The organism is Niveispirillum fermenti (assembly GCF_048066175.1).
Lineage (GTDB): Bacteria > Pseudomonadota > Alphaproteobacteria > Azospirillales > Azospirillaceae > Niveispirillum > Niveispirillum fermenti.
Genome location: NZ_JBLTXA010000007.1, coordinates 160,225 through 175,129, shown reverse-complemented (window position 1 = coordinate 175,129; position 14,905 = coordinate 160,225). Strand labels below are relative to the sequence as shown.

13 protein-coding genes and 1 pseudogene are annotated in these 14,905 nt (G+C 67.7%); 13 read left to right on the top strand and 1 reads right to left on the bottom strand.

The window, feature by feature from the left end; translation table 11 throughout:
- Window positions 1-100 precede the first annotated feature (100 nt).
- The gene (locus ACM9LZ_RS09730) at window positions 101-2,284 is read right to left on the bottom strand and encodes a TonB-dependent siderophore receptor (RefSeq protein ID WP_416619196.1); all 2,184 of its coding nucleotides are present in this window, start codon (window positions 2,282-2,284) and stop codon (window positions 101-103) included.
- Between the two features lie 325 nt (window positions 2,285-2,609).
- On the opposite strand from ACM9LZ_RS09730, the gene mdcA reads away from it, so the two are divergent.
- The 13 genes and pseudogenes from mdcA (at window position 2,610) to ACM9LZ_RS09665 (ending at window position 14,819) form a co-directional block, all read left to right on the top strand.
- Window positions 2,610-4,253: a malonate decarboxylase subunit alpha gene (mdcA, locus tag ACM9LZ_RS09725; RefSeq protein WP_416619195.1), complete on the top strand. Its 1,644-nt coding sequence runs from the start codon at window positions 2,610-2,612 to the stop codon at window positions 4,251-4,253.
- A gap of 14 nt (window positions 4,254-4,267) precedes the next feature.
- The gene (mdcC, locus tag ACM9LZ_RS09720; RefSeq protein ID WP_416619194.1) at window positions 4,268-4,591 is read left to right on the top strand and encodes a malonate decarboxylase acyl carrier protein; all 324 of its coding nucleotides are present in this window, start codon (window positions 4,268-4,270) and stop codon (window positions 4,589-4,591) included.
- The gene (locus ACM9LZ_RS09715) at window positions 4,588-5,469 is read left to right on the top strand and encodes a biotin-independent malonate decarboxylase subunit beta (protein ID WP_416619193.1); all 882 of its coding nucleotides are present in this window, start codon (window positions 4,588-4,590) and stop codon (window positions 5,467-5,469) included. Before mdcC ends, ACM9LZ_RS09715 begins: the two co-directional genes overlap by 4 nt.
- A gap of 2 nt (window positions 5,470-5,471) precedes the next feature.
- Complete coding sequence (locus ACM9LZ_RS09710; RefSeq protein ID WP_416619275.1) at window positions 5,472-6,176, top strand: biotin-independent malonate decarboxylase subunit gamma; 705 nt, start codon at window positions 5,472-5,474, stop codon at window positions 6,174-6,176.
- Complete coding sequence (mdcG, locus tag ACM9LZ_RS09705) at window positions 6,163-6,822, top strand: malonate decarboxylase holo-[acyl-carrier-protein] synthase (RefSeq protein WP_416619192.1); 660 nt, start codon at window positions 6,163-6,165, stop codon at window positions 6,820-6,822. Before ACM9LZ_RS09710 ends, mdcG begins: the two co-directional genes overlap by 14 nt.
- Window positions 6,819-7,691: a triphosphoribosyl-dephospho-CoA synthase MdcB gene (mdcB, locus tag ACM9LZ_RS09700; protein ID WP_416619191.1), complete on the top strand. Its 873-nt coding sequence runs from the start codon at window positions 6,819-6,821 to the stop codon at window positions 7,689-7,691. Before mdcG ends, mdcB begins: the two co-directional genes overlap by 4 nt.
- An 8-nt stretch (window positions 7,692-7,699) precedes the next feature.
- Window positions 7,700-8,614, top strand: a complete 915-nt coding sequence (locus tag ACM9LZ_RS09695) for an ACP S-malonyltransferase (protein WP_416619190.1) — start codon at window positions 7,700-7,702, stop codon at window positions 8,612-8,614.
- A 93-nt stretch (window positions 8,615-8,707) separates the two neighbouring features.
- The gene (locus tag ACM9LZ_RS09690; RefSeq protein WP_416619189.1) at window positions 8,708-9,409 is read left to right on the top strand and encodes a GntR family transcriptional regulator; all 702 of its coding nucleotides are present in this window, start codon (window positions 8,708-8,710) and stop codon (window positions 9,407-9,409) included.
- 168 nt (window positions 9,410-9,577) lie between these two features.
- Window positions 9,578-10,837, top strand: coding sequence for a tetratricopeptide repeat protein (locus ACM9LZ_RS09685; RefSeq protein ID WP_416619188.1), 1,260 nt, complete (start codon window positions 9,578-9,580; stop codon window positions 10,835-10,837).
- A gap of 96 nt (window positions 10,838-10,933) precedes the next feature.
- A complete protein-coding gene (locus tag ACM9LZ_RS09680) occupies window positions 10,934-11,092 on the top strand; it encodes a M24 family metallopeptidase (RefSeq protein ID WP_416619187.1) in 159 nt (52 codons plus the stop codon).
- Window positions 11,071-11,253 (top strand): annotated as a pseudogene (locus ACM9LZ_RS09675) (M24 family metallopeptidase C-terminal domain-containing protein). Before ACM9LZ_RS09680 ends, ACM9LZ_RS09675 begins: the two are co-directional and overlap by 22 nt.
- 127 nt (window positions 11,254-11,380) lie before the next feature.
- Window positions 11,381-12,139 carry an aspartate/glutamate racemase family protein gene (locus tag ACM9LZ_RS09670; protein WP_416619186.1) on the top strand — a complete coding sequence of 253 codons (759 nt, stop codon included), beginning with the start codon at window positions 11,381-11,383 and terminating at the stop codon, window positions 12,137-12,139.
- A gap of 22 nt (window positions 12,140-12,161) precedes the next feature.
- Window positions 12,162-14,819: a LuxR C-terminal-related transcriptional regulator gene (locus tag ACM9LZ_RS09665; protein WP_416619185.1), complete on the top strand. Its 2,658-nt coding sequence runs from the start codon at window positions 12,162-12,164 to the stop codon at window positions 14,817-14,819.
- Window positions 14,820-14,905: the final 86 nt, after the last annotated feature.

Below are 14,905 nucleotides of genomic sequence, written 5' to 3'. Positions count from 1 at the left end.
AATGTCTCGCTTATGGTTCATATACGAAACATATATGATTTGTACCGTGATGCCAAGGCGGGATTCCCCCTGGTCTGCGGTGTCCAGGGGGAGGGCGGCTTCAGAACCGTGTCCGCATCGACAGGGTGACGTTCCGGGGGTCGCCGAAGGTGTTGTAGGTGTTGGGCCCGCCGACGCGGGCGTAGTAGACCTTGTCGAACAGGTTGTTGACCGACAGGGACAGCGAGGTGTTCACCGTCACGGCATATCCGCCGTGAAGGCTGACCACGGCATAGGGTTCCTGCTCGCGCACATCCTTGACCCCGCCGCCCAGCAGCGTGCTTTGCGCCTGTACGCCGATCGCGGCCCAGCCGCGGTTCCAGCCCGGTGCCGCTGGCGTATATTTGGCGAACAGCTTCAGGCTGTGCTTGGGCTCCCAGGTGTCGAAGGCTTGGCCGACCAGCGCGGCGTTGGAGTTCTCCACATGCCGGGTGCGGATCAGGGAATAGCCGATGGACAGGTCCACGCCCGGATAGGGGCGGCCGGTGATCTCCGCATCCAGCCCTTCCACCTCAACCTCGCCCAGTTCCAGGAAAAAGCCGGGATGGTCGGGATCGGCGAAGGACCGGTTGACGTCGCGTGTATTATAGATGGCAAGCGAGGCCAGCAGCCCTTCACTAAAGAACGCCCCCTTGACGCCGCCCTCGACTTGCTTGCCGACGCGCGGGTTCAGCGGGGAACCGCCGCTGGCGTTCCATTTCATGGCTGTCTGCGGAATGAAGATATCCGAATAGCTGCCATAGAGCGTGATGTTGGGGCGCAGATAATAGACCAGCCCGCCATAGGGCGTGACCTCGCCGGAGGCATGGGCGCCGCGCGTGAAATCCGTGGGGCTGGGATGCGGTGCGATGTTCCGGCTTTTGGAGGTGAAATCGCTGATCCTGGCCCCGGCCACGGCGATCAGCCCGTCGATCAGTTCGAACCGGCCCTGACCATAAAAGCCGCTCTGGTCGACCCGCGTCTGGTTGCCGTTATTGAAGACGAAATCCGGGCGGGGCACATTGGCCGCATCCTCCAGCGGGATGCCGCTGCCGGCCGGGGTGCCGGTATAGGGCACATTGTTCACGCCGGCGCTGGCCACATCATAGAGTTCCCAGCTATAGCCCATGGTCAGCGTGTGTTTGCGCCCGAACAGATTCAGCGGACCCGACGCATAGAGGTCCAGGCCCGTGCGCTCGGTCGTGCCGTCATTGGTGCGGCGGTTATAGCTGGAAAAGCGGTTGGTCACCGGGTTCAGGCCGATGCCGGGTGTGGGGTACCCGTCGGTGAATATCTTGTTCTGTTCCCGATAGGTCAGCTTGGACCGGACAACCCAGTCATTGGCGAAGACGTGCCGCACATCGCCTGAATATTCGATGGTTTCATAAACGTTCAGGTTCCAGTCCGGATATTGGTTGGTGGACCGGGGAACGTCGATGAACTGGTTGTGCAGCGGATGGCCGGCCAGGAGGTAATTGGCCAGGCCCATGCTCATGGCCTCGCCCCGATCATCCTGATAGGTGATCATGGCAGAGGCCGTGGTGCGCTCCGTCACGTCGTAATCCAGCACGCCATAGGCGACGACTTTTTCCTCGTGCGAGCGGTCGGTAAAGAATTCGCGGTTGAGGTAGGAGCCGGTGACGCGCGCCCGCAGCCGGCCATCGGCCGTCAGGGGCCCGCCGATATCCATTTCCGCCCGGTAATTGTTCCAGGTGCCGATCGAGGCGCCGAAACTGGCTGCCGCCTTGTCCAGCCCGCGCTTGCGCACGAAATTGGCCGTGCCGCCGGGCTGTCCGGACCCTTTGAAAATGCCGGCCGGGCCCCGCAGCACTTCGATCTGTTCATAGACGATCAGGTCGAAATCCTGGGCCTGCCCACTATTGTAGGCGGGAATGCCGTCATAGGAGACGTCAAGAAGATACCCGCGTGAGCGGATCTGTCCGATCAGCCCGTCCCAGGTGGTGACATGCACCCCCGGCACTTGCGCAAGGGCGTCGACCATCGTCACCAGATTCTGGTCCTGGATGCGCTGCTGCGTGATGACGCTGATGGAATTGGGCACTTCCAGCACCGACACCGGTTCCTTCCCGCCGATGGTGACCAACCGTGCAGCATAGCTCTGCTTGGTCGCCTCCACCACGATGGGGTTGATCGGCGCGTCACCATCCTGTGCCCAGGCGGCCGGCGCCAGACAGGTGGTGACCAGCAGGGCACAAGTCATGGACGCCCTGTTGAAACGGGCGGGGTTCGGAAGGTGCTGGGACATGAGGGCTGCCGTTCTTTGTTGGCTTTATGATGCGCCGCACAACATATGTAACGTTATAACATTTATCAACAGGGTTCCGCGCCGATGCGGAAACCCATACCCGGATACCAGCCGCGAACGGTCGCGCCATAAAAACAATATGGCTCCAATCTTGTATCTATGAATTTTATGGATCTTAAAATTAGACTTTTTGTCGACAAAACAGGCTGAATGGTGCTTCCATGTCGGCAGCAAGGATGATGCACCGCTGAAAGCCGGCTGGTTGGTCTGTCGCCCGCCGCGCAAGGGCCCCGCCAAGCCGATCGGCCGACCGGAAGAGGATGAGATGCACATATGGGATACCGCCAGCCGCAACCGCGATGCCCGCCTGGCGCGGGCAGCACCGCTGGTCCGCGGCAAGGGCGTGGAAGCCGCCGATGCCGCGGCGCTGCTGGAGGCGGTGCTGGAGCCGGGTGATCGCGTCTGCCTGGAGGGCAACAACCAGAAACAGGCGGATTTCCTGGCCCGGGTGCTGGCCGGCCTTGACCCAGCCAGGGTCCACGATCTGCATATGGTTCAGTCGGTGCTGGCCCTGCCGCAGCATCTGGACGTGTTCGAACGTGGTGTTGCGTCCAGGCTCGACTTTTCCTTCTCCGGTCCGCAGGCCGGGCGGCTGGCGGCATTGCTGGCCGGCGGGCGTTTATCGATCGGTGCCATCCACACCTATCTGGAACTGTTCGGCCGCTATTTCACGGACCTGACGCCGCGCGTCTGCCTGGTGGCTGCGCAGGCGGCTGATGGTGACGGCAACCTCTATACCGGCCCCAATACGGAGGACACGCCCGTCATCGTTGAGGCGACCGCCTTCAAGCGCGGCATTGTCATCGCCCAGGTGAACGAACGGGTGGACAAGGTGGCCCGTGTCGACATTCCGGGCGATTGGGTCGATTTCGTCATCCAAAGCCCGACCCCGCATTATATCGAGCCGCTTTTCACCCGTGATCCCGCCCAGATATCGGAAATCCAGGTGCTGATGGCCATGATGGTCATCAAAGGCATCTATGCGGAATATGAGGTGAACAGCCTGAACCACGGCATCGGTTTCGACACCGCCGCCATCGAGCTGCTGCTGCCGACCTATGCAGAGCGTCTGGGCCTGAAAGGGAAGATTTGCCGGCACTGGGCCTTGAACCCCCATCCGGCCCTGATCCCGGCCATCGAGGCGGGCTTTGTCCGGTCGGTCCACAGTTTCGGGTCGGAACTGGGGATGGAGGAATATATCCGTGCCCGGCCGGATGTGTTCTTCACAGGCCCCGACGGGTCGATGCGGTCCAACCGCGCACTGTGCCAGGCGGCGGGCCATTATGCCTGCGACCTGTTCATCGGCTCCACCTTGCAGATCGATCTGGCCGGCAACAGTTCGACGGCCACGCTGGGCCGCATCGCGGGCTTCGGCGGTGCCCCCAACATGGGGGCCGACGCGCGCGGCCGTCGCCATGCCAGCCCGGCCTGGCTGAAGGCCGGGCGCCAGGCGCGCGCGGGTTCCGGCCGGATGCCGCGCGGCCAGAAGCTGGTCGTGCAGATGGTGGAGACCTTCCGCGAACATATGCAGCCGGCCTTCGTGGATACGCTGGACGCCTGGGAACTGGCCGAAACCGCCGGCATGGACCTGCCGCCGGTGATGATCTATGGCGAGGATGTCAGCCATATCGTGACGGAGGAAGGCATCGCGAACCTGCTGCTCTGCCGGGGGGAGGAGGAGCGGGAGCAGGCGATCCGCGGCGTGGCTGGCTATACCCCCGTGGGGCTGGCGCGGGACCGCCGCGCGGTGGAGAATTTGCGCGACCGCGGCATCATCCGCCGGCCGGAGGATATTGGCATCGACAAGCGCGAGGCGACGCGCGACCTGCTGGCGGCGCGCACCGTCAAGGATCTGGTCCGCGCGTCCGGTGGGCTCTACGACCCGCCCAAGCGTTTCCGCAACTGGTAAGGGGGAGCCGTATCATGGAAACCCTGGTTTTCGACTATCGCGACGGCGGGCCCGTCCCTGCCGGCAACCGCCCGCCGGCCCTCGTCGGCGTTGTCGGCTCCGGCAATCTGGAAATCCTGGTTGAAGCCGCAGACCTGTCCGGTGGTGCCCGGATCGAGGTGGTCACGGCCGCCGTCGGCTTCCGCCCCATCTGGCAGGCGGTGATGGATGATTTCTTCGCCCGCCATAAACCGGCCGATCTGCACATCTCGATCAATGATGTCGGTGCCACGCCGGCGGTGGTCAGCCTGCGGCTGGACCAGGCGATGGACGCCTTCAAGGCGGGGGAAACGCCATGAGCAGTTATTACGAGGCCAGCGCGCGGGAGCGGTTGCGGGGTGTCCTAGATGCCGGAAGCTTCCGTGAAATCCTGCCACCCTCGTCCCGCGTATCCAGCCCGCATCTGCATGCGCTGGACACGCCGGCCGCCTTCGATGACGGCGTCATCGTGGGCAAGGGCCTGCTGGACGGCCGGCCGGTGCTGGCCGCGGCACAGGAGGGCGGCTTCATGGGCGGTGCCGTGGGCGAGGTGCATGGCGCCAAGCTGACCGGCTTGCTGGAACGCGCGCTGGACGAAAGGCCGGCCACCGTGCTGCTGCTGGTGGAAAGCGGCGGGGTGCGGCTGCATGAGGCGAATGCCGGCCTGATCGCCATGTCGGAGATCATGCGCGCCATCCTGGCCGTGCGTGCCGCGGGCATTCCGGTGTTCGTGCTGGATGGCGGCCAGTTCGGCTGTTTCGGCGGCATGGGCATCGCCAGCCGCCTGTGTGATGCCATCGTGATGAGCGAGGAGGGGCGGCTGGGCCTTTCCGGCCCGGAAGTGATCGAAACCACCATGGGGGTGGAGGAGTTCGACAGCCGCGACCGCGCGCTGGTCTGGCGCACGGTCGGCGGCAAGCACCGTTATCTGCTGGGAGAGGCGGCGGCGATCGTGCCCGACGTCATCGCCGCCTTCCGCGATGCCGCCATCGCCCTGATCCGCGATGCCGCGGTGCCCGACCTGTCGCTGGCGGCGATGCAGGCGGAGCAGGAGAGGCTGGGCCGCCGGCTTGAACGGTTCGGGGCGTGCCGCGACGCCACCGACATCTGGGCGGCCCTTCGTATCGAGAACCCGGCCGGGCTTCCGCTGCTGGAAATCCCCGCCTTCCTGGCGGTCACGAAGGATCGGAGGGCGTGACGATGGAACCCGGACAATTGATCCGATCCCTGTTTCCCGACGGGGACGATATCATCTTCGATGGCGATTTCTTCGCCGGTGTCGGCCGCAACGGCGGACAGGACGTCGCCGTTCTGGGCACGCGGGGCGGGGTCTATATCGGTGTGGAACTGGCGCTGCGCATGGCGGGGATGGTGCTGGACGTGGTGCGCGACCATCCCGGCCGGCCGATCCTGCTGCTGGTCGATACCAAGGGCCAGCGGCCCAGCCGGCGGGATGAACTGCTGGGCATCAACGGCTATATGGCACACCTGGCAAAGTGCCTGGATCTGGCCCGCCGCAAGGGGCACCGAACCATCGGTCTGGTCTGGTCCGAAGCGGTCAGCGGCGGCTTCCTGGCCTCCTCCCTCCTGGCCGAGGCATGCTATGCGCTGCCGGGCGCGCAGGTGCGGGTGATGAACCTGCCCGCGATGTCCCGGGTCACCAAGATCCCGCTGGAGAGGCTGGAGGTCCTGTCGGCATCCAATCCCGTCTTCGCCCCTGGGGTGGAGAATTATCGGCGCATGGGCGCCATCCGTTCCTTCTGGCAGGGTGACCTTGCCAGATGCCTGGCGGATGCCCTGGCGGAACCGGCGGGACCCGATCGCCGCCGTGCCGACGGGCTGTTGCGGGAAGGCCGGCTGCTGGCGGCCGGGGTGGCGGATCGGGTGCGCCATGACCCCGTCTGACCCGCTTCCCGTCCGGCATGATTTCGTGCGGCTGGCGGCGGACTGGCCGGACGGGCTTCTGTCGGCCCTGGCGGGGCCGGAACAGACGCTTGTCGCCGGATGGGTGGCCGCCGGCCGGCCGCTGGTGGTGGCCCGCCGCCCGCCTGATGACGCCCCCGGCACGCTGCGGCTGGGTCTTGCCCTGCCGGACAAGCGACGGATCGGGCTGCACGTGCGCCGTGATGTCGTCACCGGCCGCAGGCCGCCCCCCCTGCTGACCGAGGTGCCGGTGCCACCATCCTGGCGGCCCCTGGTGGCAACCCTGTCGGCGGCCGCTGCCGGGGCCGGGTTGCCGGTGCGGGTCTATGGCTCCCTGGCCTGGCAGGCCCTGACCGGTCTGGACTATGTCCGCCCGGACCGGTCCGATATCGACCTGCTGTTCGCCCCGGCCGATGCGCGGGCCCTGGCGCGGCTGCCGGCCCTGTTGCGGCCGTTGGCCGGTCACCTTCATCCGCGGCTGGACGGGGAGATCGTGCTGCAAGGCGGGCTGGCCGTTTCCTGGCGGGAATGGCTGGGCGGCGGCCGCGTGCTGGTGAAGGCGCCCGACACCCTTTTTCTAGCCGATGTTTCGACCCTGACGGCGCAAATGCCGGGGAGGGTGGCGTGAGCCGTCCCTTCCGCACGCCCTGCCTGCCCGCCGGCGATGGCGGCGCCGGGCAGATCGGCCGTGCCGCCGTCAGGGCGTTGCATGCGGAGCTGGTGCTGGCGCCCAAGCCCGGACTGGTCAGTCCGCTGGACAATGGCAGTCATGCCGACATGGATATGGCCACATTCCTGCGCAGCCTGTCGGCGTTGCGCCCCTATTTCCGTGCCATCGCCGCGGCCGGGGGGGATGATGCGCCATTCGGGGATCTGGCGGCGCTGGGCCGCGACGCGGAACGCGACATGCTGGCCGCGACCGGCGGCGTCAACACCCATCGCGGCGCCATCTTCTGCATCGGCCTGCTGGCGGCGGCGTCCGGCCTGCGCCGGGCCCGGGGGTTGCGTCGATCGTTGGGGGATATCGTCCGCGAGCGCTGGGGCCGCGCCATCCTGGCGGCGGGGGAGGGCGCGCCCCCGTCCCATGGCAGCAGGGTTGCCGCCCGCCATGGCGCGCGCGGCGCGCGCGGGCAGGCGGCTGCCGGCTTTCCCATCCTTTATCGACAGGTCCTGCCGGCGCTGACGGACGGGCTGGCGGCGACCGGATCGGCGGATGCTGCCGGGGTCCAGGCGCTGTTCACCGCCATGACCTATCTGGAGGACACCAACCTGCTGCATCGGGGCGGGCCGGCGGGCCTGTCCTTCGTGCAGGGGGAGGCGGGCCGCTTCCTGGACCGGGGAGGCGTGCTTCGGGAGGACTGGCGCGATCAGGCGCTGGCCTTGCACCGGCGATGCGTGGCACGCTGGCTGTCGCCGGGCGGCAGTGCCGACATGCTGGCCGCCGTGTGGTTCCTCTGGTCGCAAGGGGACCGGCCCGATGGCATTATGGCGCGGTAGGTGATGGCATGGGTCTGGGTATCCTTTGTTCCGGGCAGGGGGGGCAGCATGCCGGCATGTTGGATGTGCTGGCCGGGGAGCCCGCCACCCAGCGGATATTCGACCGGGCGGCGGCGGCCGGCTGGGACGATCCGCGCCGGCTGGTGGCCGGCGACCCGGCGCGCCTGACCCGCAATCGGGTGGCCCAGCCGCTGCTCTGCCTTGTTCAGGCTGCGGCCTGGGCCGCTCTGGCGCCGCTGCTGCCCCCGCCGCTGGCCGTGGCCGGTTACAGCATCGGTGAACTGACGGCATATCACGTGGCCGGGGCCCTGGCGCTGGACCCGCTGCTGGCCTTGGCGTCGGCACGGGCTGGCGCGATGGATGCCGCAATGGCACGGACGGGGGAAGCCGGGGCGATGCTGGCCGTGCGCGGATTGGACCGGCCCACCCTGCTTTCGTTCGGGGGGGAGATCGCCATCGCCAACGGACCCGACCGCTATGTCATCGGCGGTACGGCCGGCCATGTCGCCCTGCTGCGCGACCGGCTGGAGGCGGCGGGCGCCGCGGTGACAGCCATCGCGGTCGATATCGCTTCCCATACCAGCATGATGGCGCCGGCCGTAGCACCTTTCCACGCCGCGCTGGCGGCTGCCCCTTTCACCGCGCCGCTTTGTCCGGTGCTGGCGGGCATCGACGGGGCGCCGGTTTTCCACCCCGATCGGGCGCGGGCCAGCCTGGCGTCGCAACTGGTGCGGACGGTGGAATGGGCGGCCTGTCTGGACGGGCTGCGGGAACGCGGCTGCACCCTGTTGCTGGAACTGGGACCGGGGGACGCGCTGTCGCGCATGGCGCAATCCCATCTTCCCGGCATGCCGGTGCGCGCGCTGGCCGATTTCCGCTCCCTGCGGGGGGCCGCCGCCTGGGTGGAACGGCAATCGACCTGAGGCGACCTGTGTGCCCCCATGGCGTTTTTCTGTTCGGTCGTGTCCCGAACCCGCTATTCTGGCCAACCATGCGTCCAGGGACAGACACCCATCATGACAGCCATCGAAGCCGATCCCGACCTTGCCGCCGACGCCCCGATGGAGGAGCGCGCCCTGCTGTCGGACATGATCCGCCAGACCTTGTCGGACGAGATCGCGACGGGCCGGCTGCGGCCGGGCACGGCGCTGGACGAACAGCAACTGGCCGACCGTTTCGGAACGTCCCGCACCCCCGTACGCGAGGCGCTGCGCCAGCTTTCCGTGACGGGCATGGTTGAGATACGCCCCCGGCGCGGCGTCTTCGTCACCGCCGTGACGTCGGAACAGATCATGGACATGTTCGAGACGATGGCGGAACTGGAGGCCATGTGCGTCCGTCTGGCCACCTATCGGATGACCCCGGCGGAGCGCAGCAAGCTGTACGACATGCACCATGCCTCCACAATCCTGATGCGTGATGGCGATGTCGCCGCCTATGATGCCTTCAACCGCAATTTCCACGAAACGATCTACGCCGCCACCCGCAACCAGTTCATGGCGTCCCAGACGGCCGCGGTGCGTTCCCGGCTGGCTGCCTTCCGCCGCACCCAGTTGCGGCGGGGCGACCGGCTGGTGCAGTCCCACGCCGAACATGGCGAGATCCTGCACGCCATGGCGCGCGGGGACGGGGAGGAGAGCGCGCGGTGCATGCGCGCCCATATGCTGAACGCCAGCCATGCGCTGATGGCCTATATCGCCGAATTGCGCCTGGGGTGACAGCGCAAGGCGGCCGGCCGGCGGCTTTCGGGTGAGGAGGCAAGGGGGGGGCTGAAGCCATGGGCGGGGCGTCTTTCCATCCGTGTTCGATCTGCTGGCCCTTGAACCGGAAGCCGATCCGACGCAAAACCCCTGAACTGTCTGCTGTGCCGTTCAGCCGGAGGAGAGATGTATCGTACCCGCCTGCCCGCCCTGCGTCGGCGCCTGTTGCCCTTTGCGATCGTGTCGGCCCTGCTGGTGCCGCCCGTGTCCCTGGTCGGGCCGGTGGCGGCGGACATTGCCGTCAGCCGGGAGGTCGGCCTGCCGCTGCAGGCGGCGCGCGCGGCCCTGGACGGGAAGCGGTACGACACGGCGCTGAGGGAGGTGGACAAGGCGCGTGCCGTCAAGACCATCACGGCGCAGGAAAAATGGGCCGTGGAGCAGATGCGGGCCGCCATTTACAAGGCCCAGGGCCGTTTCGACCTGGCCGCCAACGCCTTCGAGGCGGCAACCACGCTGGTTCCCCTGTCGGCCGCCGATCAGGCCGGCGCGCTGGAGACGCTGTCCCAGCTCTGGTATCGCGCCGGTAATTACGGAAAATCGGCCGGCTTCGGGGAAAAGGCGATGGCGGCGGGACGGCGCAGCGAGGCCTTCCGCCTGATGGTCGCCGAGGCCTATTACCGCGGCAAGGAGCCGGCGAAGGCGGCGGCCCTGGCACGATCCCTGGCCGAGGAACAGCGCAAGGCGGGACGCCGCCCGTCGCCGGAGGTTCTCCAACTCCTGGCCGCGTCGGAATTCGGCTCCGGCGACAATGAGGGCTATATCCGGACCCTGCGCCAGCAATTGCAAACCGATGACAGCAAGGAGAACTGGCTGCGCCTGTTCGACGCCATGGCCCGTGCCAAGCCGGTCCCGGAACGGCTGGAACTGGACTGGGCGCGCTTGAGGCTGGCGGCTGGCGCCTACGAACACCCGGATTCCTATACCGAGATGGCGCAGCGCGCCATGGTGGACGAACTGCCGGCCGAGGCGCTGGCCGTGCTGGACCAGGGGTGGAAGATGGGTATCCTGGGCCATGGCCCCAAGCTGGAGCGTCAGCAGCGCTTGCGTGATTACGCCACCCGGCAGGTGACGGCGCAGAAGGAGGGGCTGGCGGAACGGCAGCGCCAGGTGTTGGCCGGCAAGGATGCAAATGCCATGGCCAGGCTGGCCATGGCCCAGGCATCGCTGGGGCAATCGGATCAGGCCATCGCGCTGATGCAACAGGCGCTGAAGGGCAAGCTGCTGTCGCCCGCGCAGGTCCGGCTGCGGCTTGGCATGCTGCAATACCGGGCCGGGCAGACCCAGGCTGCCGCCCAGACCATGGCGTCCCTGCCCGCAGGCAGTGACGAGGCACGGCTTGGCAGCGTATGGGCGCTTTTGTACCAGCGGAATCGGAATTTCCAGTGATGGGCCAGACGGCGCTTCCATCCCGGCCGTAATCCTCTCCAAGCACATGTCCTGTCGGCTCATCCCTGTGGGTGCAGGGGCAAGGCTGACATCGGCGTGCCGTTGAACGGCGTCACCCTGCTGCCCGGCATGATCCTGTCCGACGAGCCCGGCTATGACCTGGCCGGCGCCTGTGGCATCCGGGTGGAAAATCTGGAACTGGGGGTGCGCGCCGCCATTCCGGGGGCCAGCCCATGCTGGGCTTCGAGACGCTGACCCTGTGCCCCATCGATCACCGCATGGTCGATCGCAACATCCTGCCGGGGGACGAGTGAGACTGGCTCAACACCTGCCATGCCCGCGTCCGGACCGAACTCTCCCCGCGGGTCGCCGGGGCTGATCTGGACTGGCTGCATCAGGCAACGGCGGCGATTTGATCGAAGGCGGCAAGGGCAAGGGTGGTGGCTTAAATCCGAAGGGTGGGGCGGCCCGTCACGGGTTGCGATGCAGTCCTTACCCTGGTGTGATCGGGTATCACACCATAAGAGACGGGGGGCCGCGACCATGCCCATTGATATTCACCTGCTGACCCCCATCACGACGCGGGGCTTGCGGGATACCGCCCCCTTCCAGGCCCTGCTGGGCGACGATATCCATCTGAGCCACAGCCTGCTCGATCGGGGGCCGGCATCGATCGAGTCCGAATTCGATGCTGCGATGGCCGTCCCCGACATCGTCGCCAAGGCGATATCGGCGGAGCGGGCGGGGGCCGCCGCCATCGTCATCGACTGCATGTCCGATCCCGGCCTGCGTGCCGCACGCGAGATGGTGGGCATCCCCGTATTGGGTCCGGCGGAAACGGCCATGCATGTCGCTGCCATGCTGGGTCACCGGTTCAGCCTGCTGACCGTGATGGACCGAGGACGGCCGGGCAAGGAGAACATGGCCCGGCTGAACGGGCTGGACCACCGGCTGGCGGGGGTGGAAGCCATCAATATTCCCGTCCTGTCCATCGAGGGGGCCAGGGATGAGGTCACGGCAGCGCTTGTGGCGGCGGCCCGCCGCACCGTGGAACGGGATCGTGCCGATACGATCATCCTGTGCTGCACAGGCTTCAGCGGCCTGGGTGTGGCCGTGGAAGCGGGGCTGCGCGATGCCGGCTATCCCGTCCCGGTGATTGAACCGGTGCCGACCACCCTGCTGATGGCTGCGGCCCTGGTCAGGGCCGGCCTGGCGCACAGCAAGCGGGCCTATCCGACCCCGCCCTTGAAGCCTATGATCGGATATGACTTCCTGGATGCTTCCGGCCGGTTGCCGGCGTGACGCCAGGGGCCGCCCTTTGCCGATGACAGGGCCGATGGAGAATGCGCGGGACATGACGGGCGAGGCGGAAGGGCGGTGGTGCCCGCCGCCGCATGCGATGCAGATGGTGCCGCGCCGGGGCCTGCTGTCCCGGCTGGATGCGGTGTCCGGCATGCGCATTCTGGATCTGTGCGCCCCGGCCGGATATGGCAAGACCCTGTTCGCGGCGCAACTGCATGACCGCTGGCAGTCCCGTGGCCTGCCTGTGGCCTGGCTGACGATCGACCCGGCGGATGCAGAGGCGGGGGCGCTGGAACAGGCGTTGGCCACGGCCCAGGAGAAGATAGGGGTGGTTCCGCCAGGCGGATCGGCGCTGCTGGTGCTGGACGGGCTGCATCTGCTGGAACCGGCGCGGCTGTCGCCCGTGCTGGAGGGGTTGGTGCGGCGGCTGCCGGCGCCGGTGCGGCTGGTCCTGACCGGGCGCGTCCCCGTTAAGGCAGGGCTGGCATCCCTGCGGGCCCGCGGGCTGGTGCTGGACCTGCGCCCTGCCGACCTGGGTTTCGACCGGGAGGAGATGCAATATCTGTTCAACCATGCCCTGGGGCCGGTGGAACAGCAGGAATTGGAGCAATTGACGGGCGGCTGGCCGGTGGCGGTGCAGTTCGCGCGCCGTTGGTGGCAAAGGCGCGGCGACCGCGCCCGCCTGTCGCATCTGGCCGATGCCCTGGCTGATGACACCGCCGATTACCTGGAAGAGGAGGTGTTCGCGCCGGTGGATGCCGCCCTGATGGCGGATGCCGTGCGTCTTTCGGTGATGGAAAGGCTGGGGCCCGAGCCCGTCCATCACCTGCTGGGACAGGATGAGAGCTGGTACAGGCTGCTGGATCACCCCGTGCTGGGGCCGTTCCTGCGGCCGCTGGCCGACGAGCAGCAGCATTTTGCGCTGCATCCGACCCTGGCCCTGGTGCTGCGCCGCTGTTTCCAGCGGCTGCCGCATGGTGAGCGGCTGGCGCTGCGCCGGCGGGCGGCTGCCTGGTGCCAGCGCCATGGGGATCTGATTGGTGCCGTCCGTCATGCCATGAAGGCCGGCGACGCCGATCTTGCGGCACAAGTGGTGGCCGCGGCGGGCGGCGCGCAAGAGATATGGATGCGTTTCGGCTATGGCGTCATCAAGGCGCTGGATGACATGCTGGACGCCGCGATCCTGGCCGCCTATCCGCGCATGAAGCTGCTGCACGCGCTGACCCTGCTGAAGACGGGCCGCCTGACGGAAGCCCGCAGCGCCTTCGAGGAGGCGCGCCGTGACACCCGCGACTTCACCGAGGAGCCGCGCGGCGGGGATTCCGGGTTGCTGCGCATCGATGCGCTGATCGTGGAATCGACCCTGCTGGTCAATGAATGCGAGGCCGTCGGCGATGGCCGGCTGGCCCTTTACGTCGATGCGGTCAACCGCACGGCGCGGCTGGGTCCCGGCGGGGGACGGCTGGTCATGGCCAGCGCCAAGACCGCCATCTGCATTTCCCGCGCCCAGCAGGGCCAGTTCGATGACGCGCTGGCCGCGTCGGCCGAGGCGATGGACCTGTATCGCCGCCTGGATTGCGTGCATGGCCAGTTCTACCATCACCTGCATCTGGCCGGCATCCACGGCGCCCGTGGACAGCCCCTGGCGGTGGAGGAGTCCATCGCTGCTGCCCAGGGTATCGCCAAGCGCCATCTGACCGACGATCCGGGCAAGGAAAAGCTGATCGCTGCCCTGTCGGCCGATATCGCCTATGAACGCGACCAGATCGCACTGGCGCACCGCCGGCTGCGACAGGTGGGCGACACGTTCAACGAGGAGGCCTGGTTCGACATCCTGGCCGCCATGCACGGCACATCCGCCATGGTGGCCCTGGCATCGGGCGGGGCTGATGCGGCGCTTGGCCGACTGGAAGCCGCGGCGGCGGAAGTGGCGCGGCGGCAATTGCCGTCCCTGCAGCGTTTCCTGGATGCGCTGCGTATCTCCTGCCTGGTGCTGGCCGGGCGGGGGGAGGACGCGCTGTCGCTTTACGGTCGTGTGGGCATGGCGCCGGACATGCTGGACAGCCTGGAACTCTGGCGGGAGCGGGAGGCGGTGCTGCTGGCCTATGGAAGGCTGGCAATGCTGCGGCGGGAACCGGAACGGGTGCTGGAGATGACGGCGGCGGTCATGCCCGGCCTGCGGCTGGCCGATAACAAGCGCTCCCTGATCCGGCTGGGCGCGCTGGCGGCCCTGGCGGCCGACGCGGCCGCGCAGCCGGATCAGGCGGCCGCCCACCTGCGGGAAACCCTGCTCCTGTCCGCCGATACCGGCTTCCGGCGCATCTTCCGGGAGGAGGGGGATGCCATGCTGGCGCTGCTGGAGCGGTTCGCCGCCACGGGCGGGGAGGGTGAGGGGCCCGCCGGCCGCCATGCCCGTGCCCTGCTGACCGACCTGACGGCACGGCCGGACGGGGACGGGGCGCTGGCGCTGTTGACCGGCGCCGAGCGAAAGGTGCTGGCGGAATTGCAGGCGGGACACCCGGACAAGGTGATCGCCCGCAATCTGAGCCTCACGCTCAATACCGTGAAGTTCCACGTCAAGAACATCTATGCCAAGCTGGGCGTGACCGGACGTGCCGGTCTGGCCGGCTTGCCGGGTACGGCCGGTTCCGTGCCGGTGGAACATGCCGGCGGGGTGTGACGCCCTACCCTTCATCTGTGTTCCATCCCACCCGCCCGGCCACTCCCGTTCCTACTCTCCGGTTGCTGCCATCCCACTCCCCCCCG